This window comes from Comamonas sp. GCA5, assembly GCF_036541385.1.
GTDB lineage: Bacteria > Pseudomonadota > Gammaproteobacteria > Burkholderiales > Burkholderiaceae_C > Comamonas > Comamonas aquatica.
Genome location: NZ_JAZHFR010000088.1, coordinates 1 through 14,436, shown reverse-complemented (window position 1 = coordinate 14,436; position 14,436 = coordinate 1). Strand labels below are relative to the sequence as shown.

Here is a 14,436-nt window from a genome sequence, read left to right as displayed (position 1 = left end):
CAGCAACCCAAGGCGCTGGCGCTGGCCGGTGCGGCGGCCTTGCAGGCGGGCAATCCGCGGGCCGCGCGCGACCACTGGCAGGCGCTGCTGGCCTTGCTGGAGCCTGGCTCCGACGTGGCACTGCAGGTGCAGGATGATCTGGTGAAGCTGGAGCTGCTGCTGCGCGAGCCGGCGGCTGCACCGGCGCAGCCCCCGCGCGCTAGGCGCCGGGCAACCGCGCGACCGGGCCGTGCAGGTGGCCCGGTGCTGGGCTTCAGGCCGCGGGGGCGGCAGCCAGCGCGTGCAGGGCTGGTCCGGTCAGGCGGTAGCGAATCCACTCCGACTGGGGCTTGGCGTCCAGGCTGTCGTAGAAGGCGATGGACGGGGCGTTCCAGTCCAGCACGCTCCATTCAAAGCGACCGCAGTCCTGCTCCACGGCGATGCGGGCCAGGTGCTGCAGCAAGGCCTTGCCGGCGCCCTTGCCGCGCTGCTCGGGCGAGACGTACAAATCCTCCAGGTACAGGCCGTGCTGGCCTTGCCAGGTGGAGTAGTTGAAGAAGTACACGGCAAAACCCACGGGTGTGTCGCCCTCCAGGCAGATCAGGCCGAACACCTTGGGGTTGGCGCCAAACAGCGTGCGGTGCACGTGGGCGGGCGTGGCCAGCACTTCGTGCTCGGCCTTTTCGTAGATAGCCAGCTCGCGCACAAAGTGCAGGATCAGGTCGGTGTCGTCGATGGTGGCGGGGCGGATGGTCAGCGGGGCGGTCATGGGGATCGGTTCCAGGGGCATCAGGGCAGGGCGGGCACGGGGCCGGCGCCAAAGCGTTCAAAACAGCGGCGCAGCACGTGGAAGTGGTCTTCGAACATCTGCGCCTCCAGGCCGGCCAGGGCCTGCAGGGGCACCCAGCGCGCGGTGGCCGCGTCATCGCCGGCTTGCACGGCAGGCAGGGTGGTGCCCGGCAGGTGGCAGACAAACACGTGGGTGATGGTGCGCCCGCGCAGGCTGCGGTCCGGGTGGTCGAACACTTCCACGCCCTGTAGGGTGGATTGCAGCGCGGCCGCGGTCAGCGGCAGGGCGGTTTCTTCGGCCAGCTCGCGCAGGCAGGACTGCCACAGGGTGTCGCGTGGCTCGACAAAGCCGCCGGGCAGGGCCCACAGGCCTTGGCCGGGGGCGTGGCCACGCTGGATCAGCAGCACATGGCCGTGGCACAGCAGCAGCCCGTCGACGGTGACGAACACCGGCGGATACGGGGCGGCCGCCCAGGCGGCGCGGTAGCCGCTGAGCATGCGCCATTCGGCGCGCAGGGCGGCGTAGTCGGGGCTGGCCTGCCAGGCCTGCAGCCAGTCGGCCACGGCAGGGGGCAGCAGGGCGCTCAGTTGGTGCGCCACGGCGGCCTGTGGCTGTTCGTCCAGGTTCCAGTAGCAGGCACGGATAGGGGTGGCGTCAAAGTCGCCCTGGCGCGGCAGGCTGAGCAGCTCCCAGCCCGGGAAGCGCGCCAGGTAATGGCTGCTGTCGTCCTTGAAGTGGCCGACCAGGGCCACGCGCGCGCCGGGCGGCACCTGGGTGTGCACGGCGGCCATCACGGCCTGCACCCAGCGCGGCTCGTCGTAGTAGTCGCGCACGGGCACGCAGCGCACGCGGGCGGCATCGGCGGGCGGCAGGCTGTCGCGGATCAGGGCTTCGCGCTCTGACCAGGTGAAGGGGTTCTTGGGGCTGCGCGCCTGCCAGGCGCTGCCCAGCACGACGACCACCTGCTGCGCCGCCGCCAGCGCCTGCTGCAGCAGGGCCAGGTGGCCAAGGTGCAAGGGCTGGAAGCGGCCGATGAGGACGGCGGTGTGGGGCGGGGGGGCAGCGTGGGGCATGGTGAAAAGCATAGCTGCTGGCGTTGGTCCTTGAAGCTGTTCAGATATTTTTGTGTCTGAAGTGGCCTATTGATAAGCGCTACAAGCTATGGTTTTTAGGTGGTTGTGGTCTCGGGGTCGGCAATGTCGAACACCTGGCGCAGGTAGGCCAGGTAGGTCTCATCGTCGCACAGGGTCTTGCCGGGGGTGTCGGAAATCTTGGCCACGGGCTGGCCGTTGGCGCGCACCAGCTTCATGACGATGTTCAGCGGCTGCAGGCCCAGGTCGTTGGTCAGGTTGGTGCCGATGCCGAAGCCCAGCTGGATGTGCGGCGCAAAGTGGCGCCACAGGGCCAGGGCCTTGTCCAGGTTCAGCCCGTCCGAGAACACCAGCCGCTTGGTGTGCGGGTTGATGCGCAGTTCGCGGTAGTGGGCGATCGCCTGCTCGCCCCAGGCAAACGGGTCGCCCGAGTCGTGGCGCAGGCCGTCGAACAGCTTGGCGAAGTACAGGTCGAAGTCGGCCAGGAAGGCGCGCATGCCGACGGTGTCGGTCAGTGCAATGCCCAGGTCGCCCCGGTACTCCTGCACCCAGTCTTCCAGCGCGGACTTTTGGAAGTCGCGCAGGCGCACGCCCAGGGACTGGTAGCTCTGCATGTATTCGTGGGCCATGGTGCCCAGCGGCGCGATGCCCAGTTGCTTGGCCAGCAGCACGCTGGAGGTGCCTTTGAACCACTGCGCGGCCTGTGCCGTCAGCGTGGCCACCACCTCGTGCTGCCAGGCGGCGGAAAAGCGCCGGCGCAGGCCAAAGTCCGACAGCTCGAAGGGGTGGGCCAGCACCGGGCCGCTGGCCAGGGTCTGCAGCTGGGCGATCTTGGCCTGCAGGCGCCGGCGGCCTTCGGCCAGGGTGCCGGGCTGGGCCAGGCGGCGGAAGTACAGCTCGTTGACGATGGCCAGCACATGGATCTCGAAGCCCATGACATGCACCTGGGGGCCGTGGGCCTCGATGGACAGGCCGCCCTCGGGCGTGGCCTGCACGCGGATGAAGTCGCGCTGGAACTGGAACAGCCGCAGAAAGTCGACGAAGTCGCTCTTGATGTAGCGCAACTGGCCCAGGTATTCCAGCTCGTCCTTGGCAAAGCGCAGGTTGCACAGGTGGTCCAGCTCGGCGTTCACGTCGTCGATCAGCTCGGCCAGCGGGTAGGCCGTGGCGTTGCGGCAGGCAAAGCGGTATTCGGCCTGGGTTTGCGGGTGGCGGTGCAGCATCGCCTGCCACATGGTGAATTTGTAGAGGTCGGTGTCCAGCAGGCTGGGGACGATGGGCATGGCAGGCGGGGGCAAAAGAAGTTACAGGCGCAGGGTGGCGGTGGTGTGCAGTTGCACGCCGGCGGTCTGCATGCGCTGCAGGAAGTCGGCGTGCTGCGCGGCAAAGCCGTGCACGGGGCTCATGCAGTCGGTCAGCAGCACCAAGCGTGGGGCAAAACCGGGGGGCGCGGCCTCCAGCAGGTGCTCGACCGTGGCGCGCACGCAATGGCTGCTGGCCTCGCCCGCCACCACCAGGCGCTGGGCTTGCAGCAGCGTGCCCAGCAGTGCGTGGTTCAGGCAGGTGTCCGGGACCTGCGGATCGGGCACCTCGGCCGCCAGGGCGCTGTAGTGCTCGGTCCAGGGGTGGCTACCTTTGAACACGTGCGTCACCGCGCGCTGGCGGGTCACCTGCCAGTCGCGGCAGGCGGCCTGCACCTCGGCATGCACGCCGTGGCCCCAGGTGCCGATCTCGCAGTGCACGGGCCAGACCATCAGGGTGTAGCGCCCGCGTGCTTCCAGGGCATCCAGGTAGGCCAGGGCACGCGCCAAGTGGGCCGGAGTGCGCGGCGCATAGGCCCCGGCGCGCACCTGCGCCGCCGTGATGGCGGTGAAGGGCGCCACGGCGGATCCGTCGGCGTGCTGCCAGAAGGCCGGGTGCGCGATGTCGAACACCTGGTGCGCATCCAGGGTCACGGTGATGTGGTCCACGGCCTGCATCTGCGCGCGCAGCCAGCCGGCCAGGCGTTGCATGTCGGCATGGGCGCCGGGCACGGGCAGGCTGGGCTGCAGGGCCGTGCCGCCCAGCGTGGGGCACAGCGCCGCGGGCAGATCGCAGAAGTCGTTTTGCGGATCAATGAGCAGCAGTTGGGTGGCAAGGGTCATGGCGGCGGGAGGGCGCAGGTGCGCCGTGCGCAAAGGGTGAAGTGTAGAAGCTCCTGCCACGCACGGCAGGGAACGCCGGCTGGGGGTGCAGGCGCGGGAGGCGATCACGCCCACGTGCACGTGGACGTGGGTGCCACCAGGGCGTAAAAAAGCCCGCACAGGGGCGGGCTGGTGGGGGCACCGGGGCGGGCTTCTGGCCGGCCGCAGCGTGCAGCAGGGCGGCCTTGTCGGTGCGTGGGTCTTGGTTCACATCGCGGGCGCGATATGCACTTCGCCCACGAACCGCTTCCGCCTTGTCCGTGCGGCGGTTTGAATTACTTCAAACCCGCTGCAGCGCGCAGCAGGGCAGCCTTGTCGGTGCGCTCCCAGGTGAACTCGGGTTCTTCGCGACCGAAGTGGCCGTAGGCGGCGGTCTTGCTGTAGATGGGGCGCAGCAAATCCAGCATCTGGATGATGCCCTTGGGGCGCAGGTCGAAGTGTTCGGCCACCAGCTTGGAGATCTGGTCGTCAGGGATCACGCCTGTGCCTTCGGTGTACACGGTGATGTTCATGGGGCGTGCCACGCCGATGGCGTAGGCCACCTGCACCTGGCACTGGCGCGCCAGACCGGCGGCCACCACGTTCTTGGCCACATAGCGCGCAGCGTAGGCGGCCGAGCGGTCCACCTTGGAGGGGTCCTTGCCCGAGAAGGCGCCGCCGCCGTGGGGGCAGGCACCACCGTAGGTGTCGACGATGATCTTGCGACCGGTCAGGCCGCAGTCACCCTGGGGGCCGCCGATGACAAAGCGGCCGGTGGGGTTGATCAGGTACTTGGTGTCCTGCAGCCATTCCTTGGGCAGCACGGGCTTGATGATTTCCTCGATGATGGCTTCGGTGAACGAGGCCTTCATCTTGGTGGCGGTCTCCGACTGGTCGGGGCTGTGCTGGGTGGACAGCACCACGGTGTCAATGCTGTGGGGCTTGCCGTCCACGTAACGCATCGTCACCTGGCTCTTGGCGTCGGGGCGCAGGAAGGGCAGGCGGCCATCCTTGCGCAGCTGGGCCTGGCGTTCCATCAGGCGGTGCGCGTAGTAGATGGGCGCGGGCATCAGCTCGGGCGTTTCGTCGCAGGCATAGCCGAACATCAGGCCCTGGTCGCCGGCACCGATGTTCAGTTCGTCGTCGCTGGCCTTGTCCACGCCCTGGGCGATGTCCTGGCTTTGCTTGTCGTAGGCGACGAGCACGGCGCAGCCCTTGTAGTCGATGCCGTAGTCGGTGTTGTCGTAGCCGATGCGCTTGATGGTGTCGCGCGCCACCTGGATGTAGTCCACGTTGGCGCCGGTGGTGATTTCACCGGCCAATACCACCAGACCGGTGTTGGTCAGCGTCTCGGCAGCCACGCGGCTGTGAGGGTCTTGGGTGAAAATTGCGTCCAGGATCGCATCGGAAATCTGGTCCGCCACCTTGTCGGGGTGGCCTTCGGAGACCGATTCCGAGGTGAAGAGAAAGTCGTTCGCCATTGAATAAACTCCTGTCTTGGCAATTGCGTTGCCTCGGCTGACAGAAGTCGGGCGAACGCTTTAGCAGTCTTTTTTTACGTCGCCCTGCAAGTTGCTCTGTTAACTCGGCGACAGCCGCACATTGTACATGTCAACGCTTTTTCGTTTCCTCTCTGTGGTGCCTTTGCCCCTGGTGCACGCACTGGGTGCGTGCCTGGGCTGGCTGGCCTGGGCTTGCTCGCCCACCTACCGGCGCCGTTTTGCCGCCAATAGCCGGCAGGCCGGCTACCGCTTCGCCCAGGTGCGGGCCGCGGTTGGCCATGCCGGGCGCATGGTGACGGAGCTGCCCCGGCTTTGGCTGCGCGACACCGCGGTCAACGCCGTGCATGGTGCCGAGGTGGTGGAGCAGGCCTGGTCGCGCGGCAAGGGCATCCTGTTCCTGACCCCGCACCTGGGCTGCTTCGAGCTGTCGGTGCAGGGCGCGGCGCGGCAGTGGTCGGCGCAGCATGGGCCGATCACCATCCTCTACCGCCCCGCCAAGCAGGCCTGGCTGGCCGAGATGATGCTGACCGCCCGCAACCGCAGCGGCGTGCAGGCCGTGCCCACCACGCTGGCGGGCGTGCGCCAGATGATCAAGGCGCTGCGCAAGGGCGCGGCCGTGGGCCTGCTGCCCGACCAGGTGCCCCCCAGCGGACAGGGGCAGTGGGCGCCATTCTTTGGTCAAGATGCCTACACCATGACGCTGGCGGCCCGGCTGGCGCTGCAGACCGGCGCCACCGTGGTGCTGGCGCGCTGCGAACGCCTGCCGGCCGGTCGTGGCTACGAGCTGTTTTTCGAAGCCCTGCCCATGCCGCTGTCCGACCAGCTGGACCAGGCCGTGGTGCAGATCAACCAGGCCATGGAACACACCATCCGCCAGTGCCCTACGCAGTACCTTTGGGGGTATGGCCGCTACAAGCAGCCACGGCAGGAAGCGCAGTCGGCGGAATCTGCCACCGAAGGCGGTGCCGCATGAGCTGGAGTCGACTGGGCGTGGCCCTGATGCACGGGCTGGCCAAGCTGCCATTGCCGGTGTTGCGCGGTATCGGTTGGGTGCTGGGGCGCCTGTTGTTCATCCTGGCCGCGCCGCGCCGCAAGGTGGCGTTGCGCAACCTGGCGCTGTGCTTTCCTGAAGCGACGCCAGCGCAGCGCAAGGCCTGGGCGCGCGAGAGTTTTGTGGTGTTCTGCCAGACCTTCCTGGACCGCAGCTGGCTGTGGTTCGGCGCCGAAGCCCTGGTGCGCCGCCGTGTCAAGCTGGTGGGTGCCACGCACGAGCTGGAAGGGGACACGCCCACCATCGTGTTTGCCCCGCATTTCTACAGCATGGATGCCGGCGGGCTGGCCCTGCCGCTGAACACCGAGCGCGAATTCACCTCGATCTTTGCGACCAATCCCGACCCGGTGCTGGATGCCTGGTTCATGGCCGGGCGCCAGCGCTTCGGCAATGTGCGCATGCTGAACCGCGCCGACGGGGTCAAGCCCATCATCTCCACGCTGCGCAAGGGCGGCCTGCTGTACCTGCTGCCGGACATGGACTATGGCCGCAATGACTCGGTGTTCGTGCCCTTCTTCCAGGTGCCCGAAACCGCCACCATCCCCTCGCTGTCGCGCTTTGCCCGCCTGGGCAAGGCCAAGGTCGTGGCCTTGTACAACCGCATGACCCCCGAGGGCTATGTGGCCGAGCTGTCGCCGGCCTGGGAGCACTTTCCCACCGACGACCATGTGGCAGATACCGCGCGCATGAACCGTGAACTGGAGGCCGCCATCCGCACCATGGTGCCGCAGTACTACTGGGTGCACAAACGCTTCAAGACGCGGCCCGAGGGGCAGCCGTCCCTGTATCAGTAATCCAGAGGGAAATCGGACTCTGACGCAGGTGTGGCAAGCGTAGATAGCTCTCTTTTTAGAAGGGCTTCGTGCAGCAGCTGGTGCAGGCTGCGGATCACCCGCTCGGGGTGCTCATGCACCAGCCAGTGGCTGGCGCCGGGCACGCGCTCCACGGACAGCTGGGGCACCCACGCCTCCAGGCCGTCCAGCAGCTCCGGCAGCAGCGCAGCATCGTCCATGCCCCACAGGATGTGGGTGGCCACCGGCGTGTGCAGCAGCGCATCGGGCAGCGGTTGCAGGTCGTCGCTGGCGCCGCGCGGTGGCACCAGCGGGCTGGCTGCGTAGTAGCGGCAGGCGGCCGCCAGGCACTGCGGCCAGTGGGCCAGGTAGCGCGCCTGCCATTCCGGCGTGAGCCAGGCGGGCAGGTCCCCGGCGGGCGTGCGGAAAAAGTCCCACAGGCGCCGTGCCCCGTCCGCCAGCAACAGCGGTGCCGCATCGGGACGGCGCAGAAAATGCATGTACTGGCTGGCGGCCTGCTGGGCCGGGTTGCGCTGTAGCTCGCGCACAAAGGCCCCAGGGTGGGGGGCGTTGATGATCAGCAGCTGTTGCAGCAACTGGGGTTGCTGGATGGCCAGGTTCCAGGCCAGCGCGCCCCCCCAGTCGTGCGCCACCACACAGGCCGCCGGCTGCCCCGGACTTTCCAGGGCGATCAGCGCTGCCAGGTCCTGGACCAGCGCCTTGGGTTTGTAGGCCTCCACGGCCTCTGGCTGGCTGGAGCCGCCATAGCCGCGCAGGTTGGGCGCCAGGCAACGCCAGCGGTCGGCAAACGGTGCCATCACCCCTTCCCAGATGAAGGCGCCTTCCGGGAATCCGTGCAAAAACAGCAACAGGGGTTTGCCTGGGGTTCCGCAGGCCAGGCAGTCCAGCGTGATGCCGTGTGGCAGCTGGTGGCGGATGGGCTCAAGCATGGTGCCTCCTGGGTGGTGAAGCTTCCATGCTGGACCAAGGACGCGGGCGCGTCCATGCGTTATTGCGCGGGGGTGTCTGGCGTGGCGGGGGTGTCCACGGGGGCTGCCGATTCCGGTGCGGCAGGGGCTGGCGTTGCGGGCTTCAGGCCGTCGGGATGGCACCAGTGCCACAGCAACTGGGCCACATCGTCCACGCCCTGCTTTTTCAGGGCTGAGAACATGCGCACCTCGCCGCCGCCGGCGTTGAGCTTGGTGATGGACAGGATCTTGGCCTGCTCGGAGCGGGTCAGCTTATCGGCCTTGGTCAGCAGCACCAGGAACTTCAGGCCCTGTTCCACGCGGGGACGGATGGCGTCGAGCAAGGCCTCGTCCAGCTCCGTCAGGCCCAGGCGGGGATCGCACAGCAGCACCACGGCGCTCAGGCTTTCGCGCTGCATCAGGTAGTTCAGCATCACCCGCTGCCAGCGCTCCTTGTCCGAGCGCGATACTGCGGCATAGCCATAGCCGGGCAGGTCGGCCAGCACGGCATCGGTGACGCCCTGCTTGCCCAGCGCAAACAAATTGATGTGCTGCGTGCGCCCGGGTTTCTTGGAGGCAAACGCCAGCTGTTTCTGCTGCGTCAGGGTATTGATGGACGTGGATTTGCCGGCGTTGGAGCGGCCGACAAACGCAATTTCGGGCACGTCCACCGGGGGCAGATGGTGCAGCTGGGCTGCCGTGGTCAGAAAGCGCGCCGTGTGCATCCAGCCCATGGCGAGCTTGGGGTCAATTTGGGCAGAAGTTTGACACGAAGCAAATTCGGAAGAGTTGGTCGTCATGGGGGTGTATCAAGCGTAAGGGCGTCATTGTAGAATGAGGCAGTTTTGCGCACATAACCAGACCCACAATATGAAGTTGCTCGCCTCTTTGCTGACGGCTGCCGCATTGGCAGCACCCGCTCTCCCGGCCTTCGCGGCGGGCGAAACACCGGCCAAGGCCGACCTGGTGAAAGGTCAAGCCAGCTATGAAGCTGTCTGCGCAGCTTGTCACGGTGCGGATGGCAATTCGACCATTGTCGTCAATCCCAAATTGGCACAACAGCATCCGGAGTATTTGCGCAAGCAGTTGCACGACTTCAAGAGCGACAAGCGCGCCGACCCCGTGATGAAGGGCTTCGCCAGCATGCTGTCCGACGAAGAGATGAACAACATCACCGCCTGGCTGGCCAAGCAGCCCGCCAAGACCGGTTTCGCCACGGACAAGGAACTGGTGGTGCTGGGCGAGCGCATCTACCGCGGGGGTGTGCCAGACCGCAAGATTGCCGCCTGCGTCAGCTGCCACAGTCCCAACGGCGCCGGCATTCCCGGCCAGTACCCCCGTCTGTCGGGCCAGCATGCCGACTACACGATCAAGCAGCTGAACACCTTCCGTGACGGCTCGCGCGCCAACAACCTGCAGATGAAGGATGTCGCTGCCAAGCTGAACGATCGCGAGATCAAGGCGGTGGCGGACTATATTGCAGGCTTGCGCTAAATCAAGCTTTCCGCAATAACACGCGGGAACTTACCGCCCATAACAAACCCCAACCAAGGCGGGTCCATCCAGAGTGTGATGGTCCCGCCTTTTGCTTTCGGGCCCAGTGTCTTCTCCCATGTCTGATCCTTCTTCCGGCCAGTCCTTTGAGCCCGAATCACCGCAGCGCCTGCGTGCCTTGCTGGAGCTTCTGGCGTCCATGCGGTTCGCCATCGCCCTGCTGACCATCATCTGCATCGCCTCGGTGATCGGCACGGTGCTCAAGCAGCACGAGCCCAGCGTCAACTATGTCAACCAGTTCGGCCCCTTCTGGGCCGAGCTGTTTCTGGCGCTCAAGCTGAATGCGGTCTACAGCGCCTGGTGGTTCCTGCTGATTCTGGCCTTCCTGGTGATCAGCACCAGCCTGTGTCTGCTGCGCCATACGCCCAAGTACCTGGCGGATTTGCGCAACTACAAGGAAAACATCCGCGAGCAAAGCCTCAAGGCCTTCCACCACAAGGCCGAGGCCGCCTTGGGCGAGGCCCCGCAGGCCGCGGCGCAGCGCATCGGCGGCATCCTGGCGCGCAGCGGCTGGAAGGTGAAGCTGCAGGAGCGCGAGACACCCGCCGGCAAGGGCTACATGCTGGCGGCCAAGGCGGGGGCGGCCAACAAGCTGGGCTACATCGCGGCCCATGCGGCGATCGTGCTGATCTGTATCGGCGGTTTGCTGGACGGCGACCTGATCGTGCGGGCCCAGATGTGGCTGGGCGGCAAGACGCCGTACACCGGTGGCGGCCGCATTTCCGATGTGCCGCCCGAGCACCGCCTGTCGCTGCGCAACCCGACCTTCCGCGGCAACCTGATGGTGGCCGAGGGCACGCAGGCAGGCACAGCCATCCTGAACCAGTCGGACGGCGTGCTGCTGCAGGAGCTGCCCTTCTCCGTGGAGCTGAAGAAATTCATCGTCGAGTACTACGACACCGGCATGCCCAAGCTGTTTGCCAGCGAGGTGGTGATCCACGACCGCGAAACCGGCGAGCAGCTGCCGCAGCGCATCGAGGTGAACCACCCGGCCAGCTACAAGGGCATCGAGATCTACCAGTCCAGCTTTGACGACGGGGGATCGCGCGTCAAGCTGCGCGCCGTGCCGTTTGCGCCCGGCAGCGAGGCGTTCGAGGTCGAGGGCCACATCGGCACCAGCACCCAGCTGATGCGCGCCGGCTCCCACCGCCCCGAGGATGTGCTGACCCTGGAGTTCACCGAGCTGCGCACCATCAACGTCGAGAACTTCACCGACAAGAAAGCCTCCAGTGCTGCCGTGGACGTGCGCAAGGTGGACCTGCGCAGCTCCATCGAAGCGCGGCTGGGCGGTGGCCACAAGACGGTGACCGACAAGGAGCTGCGCAACATCGGCCCCAGCATCGGCTACAAGCTGCGCGATGCCTCGGGCCAGGCCCGCGAATACCAGAACTACATGAGCCCGGTGGACTTTGGCGACGGCGTGCCCATGTTCCTGCTGGGCGTGCGTGAGAACCCGTCCGAGAGCTTCCGTTACCTGCGCGTGCCGGCCGACGAGCAGGGCAGCATGCAGGGCTTCCTGCGCATGCGTGCGGCCCTGAACGATCCCGTGCTGCGCGAGGAGGCGGTGCGCCGCTACGCCGCCCAGGCCGTGCCCAAGGACCGCACCGACCTGCGCGACGCGCTGGCCCAGTCGGCCCTGCGGGCCGTGAACCTGTTCGCCGGCAGCGGCACGCGCCTGGACAAGCCCGATGGCGGCCTGCAGGCGATTGCCCAGTTCATGGAAGCCAACGTGCCCGAGGCCGAGCGCGAGCGCGCCAGCGAGGTGCTGATCCGCATCCTGAATGGCGTGCTGTTCGACCTGGCCCAGCTCAGCCGCGAAAAGGCCGGCCTGCCGGTGATGCAGCCCAGCGATCAGACCCTGGCCTTCATGACGCAATCGGTGTTCTCGCTCAGCGATGCGCAATTCTTCCCGGCACCCATGGCCTTCATGCTGGAAGACTTCACCCAGGTGCAGGCCAGCGTGTTCCAGGTCGCGCGTGCGCCCGGCAAGAACATCGTCTACCTGGGCTGCCTGTTCCTGATCATCGGGGTGTTTGCCATGCTGTATGTGCGCGACCGGCGCCTGTGGGTCTGGATCAGCCCACAGGGCGAGGCGGCGCGTGCCACCATGGCCTTGTCATCGAATCGCAAGATCATGGACACTGACCGCGAATTCGAGAATTTGACCGAGAAGCTGCTGACAGCCCCGGCTGCAGCGCCATCCTCCACGGAGCGTTCTGTATGAGTCGTACTGCTACAGCCACCATCACCTTGAACGAAGGGTTTTTCGTTCGCCGCAACTGGTTCGACTGGTTGTTTGCCGTCCTGCTGGTCGCCGGTGGCCTGTTCGCCTTCCAGCATTACCACCTCGCGATGGATGTGTATGAAAAGGGCATCCTGATCGGCGCCGTCCCCGGCCTGATCTGGCTGGGCTGGTTCTGGCGGCCGCTGGCCAAGCTGATGCTGTCCGTGGCGGCCCTGTCGCTGCTGGCCATCTGGCTGTACCAGGGCCCCGATGGAGAGGCTCTGCTGGCGCGTTCGGACCAGGTGTTCGGCCTCAAGTACTTCCTGTCCAGTCAGTCCGCCATCCTGTGGATGAGCATGCTGTGCTTCATGGCCACGGTGTTCTACTGGATCAGCCTGTTTGCCAAGGGCGAGCGCGATGCGTTTGGCGCCATCGGCAGCCGCATCACCTGGGTGGCGGTCACGCTGGCCCTGGTCGGCACCATGGTGCGCTGGTTCGAGAGCCACCTGATCGGCCCCGGCATCGGCCACATCCCGGTCAGCAACCTGTACGAAGTGTTCGTCATGTTCATCTGGATGACGGCGCTGTTCTACCTGTACTACGAAACCCAGTACCAGACCCGGGCCCTGGGCAGCTTTGTGATGCTGGTGGTCAGCGCGGCCGTGGGCTTTTTGCTCTGGTACACCGTGGTGCGCGAGGCGCACGAGATCCAGCCCCTGGTGCCGGCGCTGCAAAGCTGGTGGATGAAGGTCCACGTGCCGGCCAACTTCATCGGCTACGGCACCTTCGCGATTGCCGCCATGGTGGCCTTTGCCTACCTGATCAAGCAGCAGGCCCAGGAAACCAAGTGGTACAAGCTGGCCCCGCTGTGGCTGCTGGGCGTGGCGCTGTGCTTCGAGCCGTTGGCCTTCCGCCAGAGCCAGGCCACGGGCAGCAGCTACTGGCTGGTGTACTTCGGTATTTCGGCCCTGATCGTGGCCGGCATCCTGATGGCACGCAAGACGATTGCCACCCGCCTGCCCAGCTTCGAAATCCTGGACGATGTGATGTACAAGTCCATCGCCGTGGGCTTTGCCTTCTTCACCATCGCCACGGTGCTGGGCGCGCTGTGGGCGGCCGAGGCCTGGGGCGGGTACTGGAGCTGGGACCCCAAGGAGACCTGGGCGCTGATCGTCTGGCTGAACTACGCCGCCTGGCTGCACATGCGCATGATGAAGGGCCTGCGCGGCACGGTGTCGGCCTGGTGGGCGCTGGTGGGTCTGGCCATCACCACCTTTGCCTTCCTCGGGGTGAACATGTTCCTGTCGGGCCTGCACAGCTACGGCGAGCTGTGAGCTGTAACGTACTCAAAAAAAGGAGCGCCCAGGCGCTCCTTTTTTTATAAGTTCACGTCAGGGGCGGCGCTGCCCCAGGGCCTCTTTGATCTTCTGGTCGGTCTTGTACTGGCTCAGCGCGTACACGGCCCAGATGGCGGCCGGCACCCAGCCGATCAGGGTGATCTGCAGGATCAGGCAGAGCACCCCGGCAAAAGGGCGGCCGATGGTGAAGAACACGGAAAAAGGCAGAAGCAGGGCAAGCAGCAGTCGCATGGGTGGGAAGCGCAAGGCGCGGACAACAAAGGGAGAGGCTGGGCGCGGCCCGGTTTCACCGGGCTGCGTCGTCCCAGTCTAACCCGACGCGTGCGGCCTGCATGCAGGCGTACAGCTGGGTGCCGCCATGGTTGGCGCCGGGCCAGACCTGGTAGTGGCTGCGCACGCGCGGCAGCCGGTCCAGCGCCTGCGACAGATCGGCCGCAGTGGCCAGGCCGTGCTGCTGCGCCCGTGCCTGGGCCTGGCGTGCGGAGGCCTCACGCTCCGGGTTGGGTGCGCGGCCGGGGTCCCGCCGGCCGGCCAGCTCTTCGCCGCCCTGGCTGAGGTAGACCTGCAGCTCGCTGGGCAGGGCGCTGGCCCCAGCCTGGTGGCGGCGCAGGAACTGCGCGGCTTCCTCCAGCACGGTGCCGTTGCCCCACCACAGCGACGGGCTGGCGGCCACATAGCGCTGGAACAGGGCGCTGCGCGTGAACAGCGCATGCAGGGTGAACAACCCGCCGTAGGAATGGCCCACCAGCGTCTGCCGCTGGGGGTGCAGCGGCAATGCTGCCTGCAGGCGGGGCTGCAACTGCTGCGCCATCCAGTCCAGAAACTGGTCGGCCCCGCCCTGCGCGCGCCCCTGGCTGTCGGGGGCCACGCCGTCGTAGGGCAGGGTGTAGTCATAGGTGCGGGCCGCGCGGTCGTGCACCTCGGCGCTGCCGGGGGGCAGCGCATGGCCCAGGCCCACCACGATGG

At 66.8% G+C, this 14,436-nt stretch carries 14 protein-coding genes; 5 read left to right on the top strand and 9 right to left on the bottom strand.

The genetic code is table 11. From position 1 onward, the window contains the following. Nucleotides 1-253 precede the first annotated feature (253 nt). From SJH88_RS16100 to metK, 5 genes are all read right to left on the bottom strand, one after another. The gene (locus tag SJH88_RS16100) at nt 254-748 is read right to left on the bottom strand and encodes a GNAT family N-acetyltransferase (RefSeq protein WP_274755076.1); all 495 of its coding nucleotides are present in this window, start codon (nt 746-748) and stop codon (nt 254-256) included. Nucleotides 749-768: 20 nt separating this feature from the next. Next, nucleotides 769-1,842: an NUDIX domain-containing protein gene (locus SJH88_RS16095; protein WP_274755075.1), complete on the bottom strand. Its 1,074-nt coding sequence runs from the start codon at nt 1,840-1,842 to the stop codon at nt 769-771. A 95-nt stretch (nt 1,843-1,937) separates the two neighbouring features. Then, complete coding sequence (gene pncB, locus SJH88_RS16090) at nt 1,938-3,143, bottom strand: nicotinate phosphoribosyltransferase (protein WP_274755074.1); 1,206 nt, start codon at nt 3,141-3,143, stop codon at nt 1,938-1,940. A gap of 21 nt (nt 3,144-3,164) precedes the next feature. Beyond that, a complete protein-coding gene (locus SJH88_RS16085) occupies nt 3,165-4,004 on the bottom strand; it encodes a cysteine hydrolase family protein (RefSeq protein ID WP_274755073.1) in 840 nt (279 codons plus the stop codon). 314 nt (nt 4,005-4,318) lie between these two features. Continuing rightward, nucleotides 4,319-5,503 carry a methionine adenosyltransferase gene (gene metK / locus SJH88_RS16080; RefSeq protein WP_042414700.1) on the bottom strand — a complete coding sequence of 395 codons (1,185 nt, stop codon included), beginning with the start codon at nt 5,501-5,503 and terminating at the stop codon, nt 4,319-4,321. A gap of 127 nt (nt 5,504-5,630) precedes the next feature. On the opposite strand from metK, the gene SJH88_RS16075 reads away from it, so the two are divergent. After that, nucleotides 5,631-6,497, top strand: coding sequence for a lysophospholipid acyltransferase family protein (locus SJH88_RS16075; protein WP_274755072.1), 867 nt, complete (start codon nt 5,631-5,633; stop codon nt 6,495-6,497). Continuing rightward, nucleotides 6,494-7,369: a lysophospholipid acyltransferase family protein gene (locus tag SJH88_RS16070; RefSeq protein ID WP_274755071.1), complete on the top strand. Its 876-nt coding sequence runs from the start codon at nt 6,494-6,496 to the stop codon at nt 7,367-7,369. The genes SJH88_RS16075 and SJH88_RS16070 overlap by 4 nt, the downstream gene beginning before the upstream one ends. On the opposite strand, the gene SJH88_RS16065 is transcribed toward SJH88_RS16070, so the two are convergent. Next, entirely contained in the window at nt 7,363-8,316 is a 954-nt protein-coding gene (locus SJH88_RS16065) for an alpha/beta fold hydrolase (protein WP_274755070.1), read from the bottom strand. The two genes, SJH88_RS16070 and SJH88_RS16065, sit on opposite strands and share 7 nt — an antisense overlap. Before the next feature lie 59 nt (nt 8,317-8,375). Then, on the bottom strand, nt 8,376-9,134 hold the full coding sequence (yihA, locus tag SJH88_RS16060) for a ribosome biogenesis GTP-binding protein YihA/YsxC (RefSeq protein ID WP_274755069.1): 759 nt from the start codon (nt 9,132-9,134) through the stop codon (nt 8,376-8,378). Nucleotides 9,135-9,204: 70 nt separating this feature from the next. Here yihA and SJH88_RS16055 point away from each other — a divergent pair, with 70 nt between their 5' ends. From SJH88_RS16055 to ccsB, 3 genes are all read left to right on the top strand, one after another. Beyond that, a complete protein-coding gene (locus SJH88_RS16055; RefSeq protein WP_042414687.1) occupies nt 9,205-9,828 on the top strand; it encodes a c-type cytochrome in 624 nt (207 codons plus the stop codon). 118 nt (nt 9,829-9,946) lie between these two features. After that, nucleotides 9,947-12,112 (top strand): cytochrome c biogenesis protein ResB, encoded by a 2,166-nt coding sequence (locus tag SJH88_RS16050; protein ID WP_274755068.1) that lies wholly within the window; start codon nt 9,947-9,949, stop codon nt 12,110-12,112. Further along, complete coding sequence (gene ccsB, locus SJH88_RS16045; protein ID WP_210929578.1) at nt 12,109-13,446, top strand: c-type cytochrome biogenesis protein CcsB; 1,338 nt, start codon at nt 12,109-12,111, stop codon at nt 13,444-13,446. The genes SJH88_RS16050 and ccsB overlap by 4 nt, the downstream gene beginning before the upstream one ends. Before the next feature lie 57 nt (nt 13,447-13,503). On the opposite strand, the gene SJH88_RS16040 is transcribed toward ccsB, so the two are convergent. After that, entirely contained in the window at nt 13,504-13,701 is a 198-nt protein-coding gene (locus tag SJH88_RS16040) for a YqaE/Pmp3 family membrane protein (RefSeq protein WP_042414682.1), read from the bottom strand. Nucleotides 13,702-13,756: 55 nt separating this feature from the next. Next, nucleotides 13,757-14,436, bottom strand: a 680-nt coding sequence (locus tag SJH88_RS16035; RefSeq protein ID WP_274755067.1) for an alpha/beta hydrolase, incomplete at its 5' end; no start/stop codon positions are given.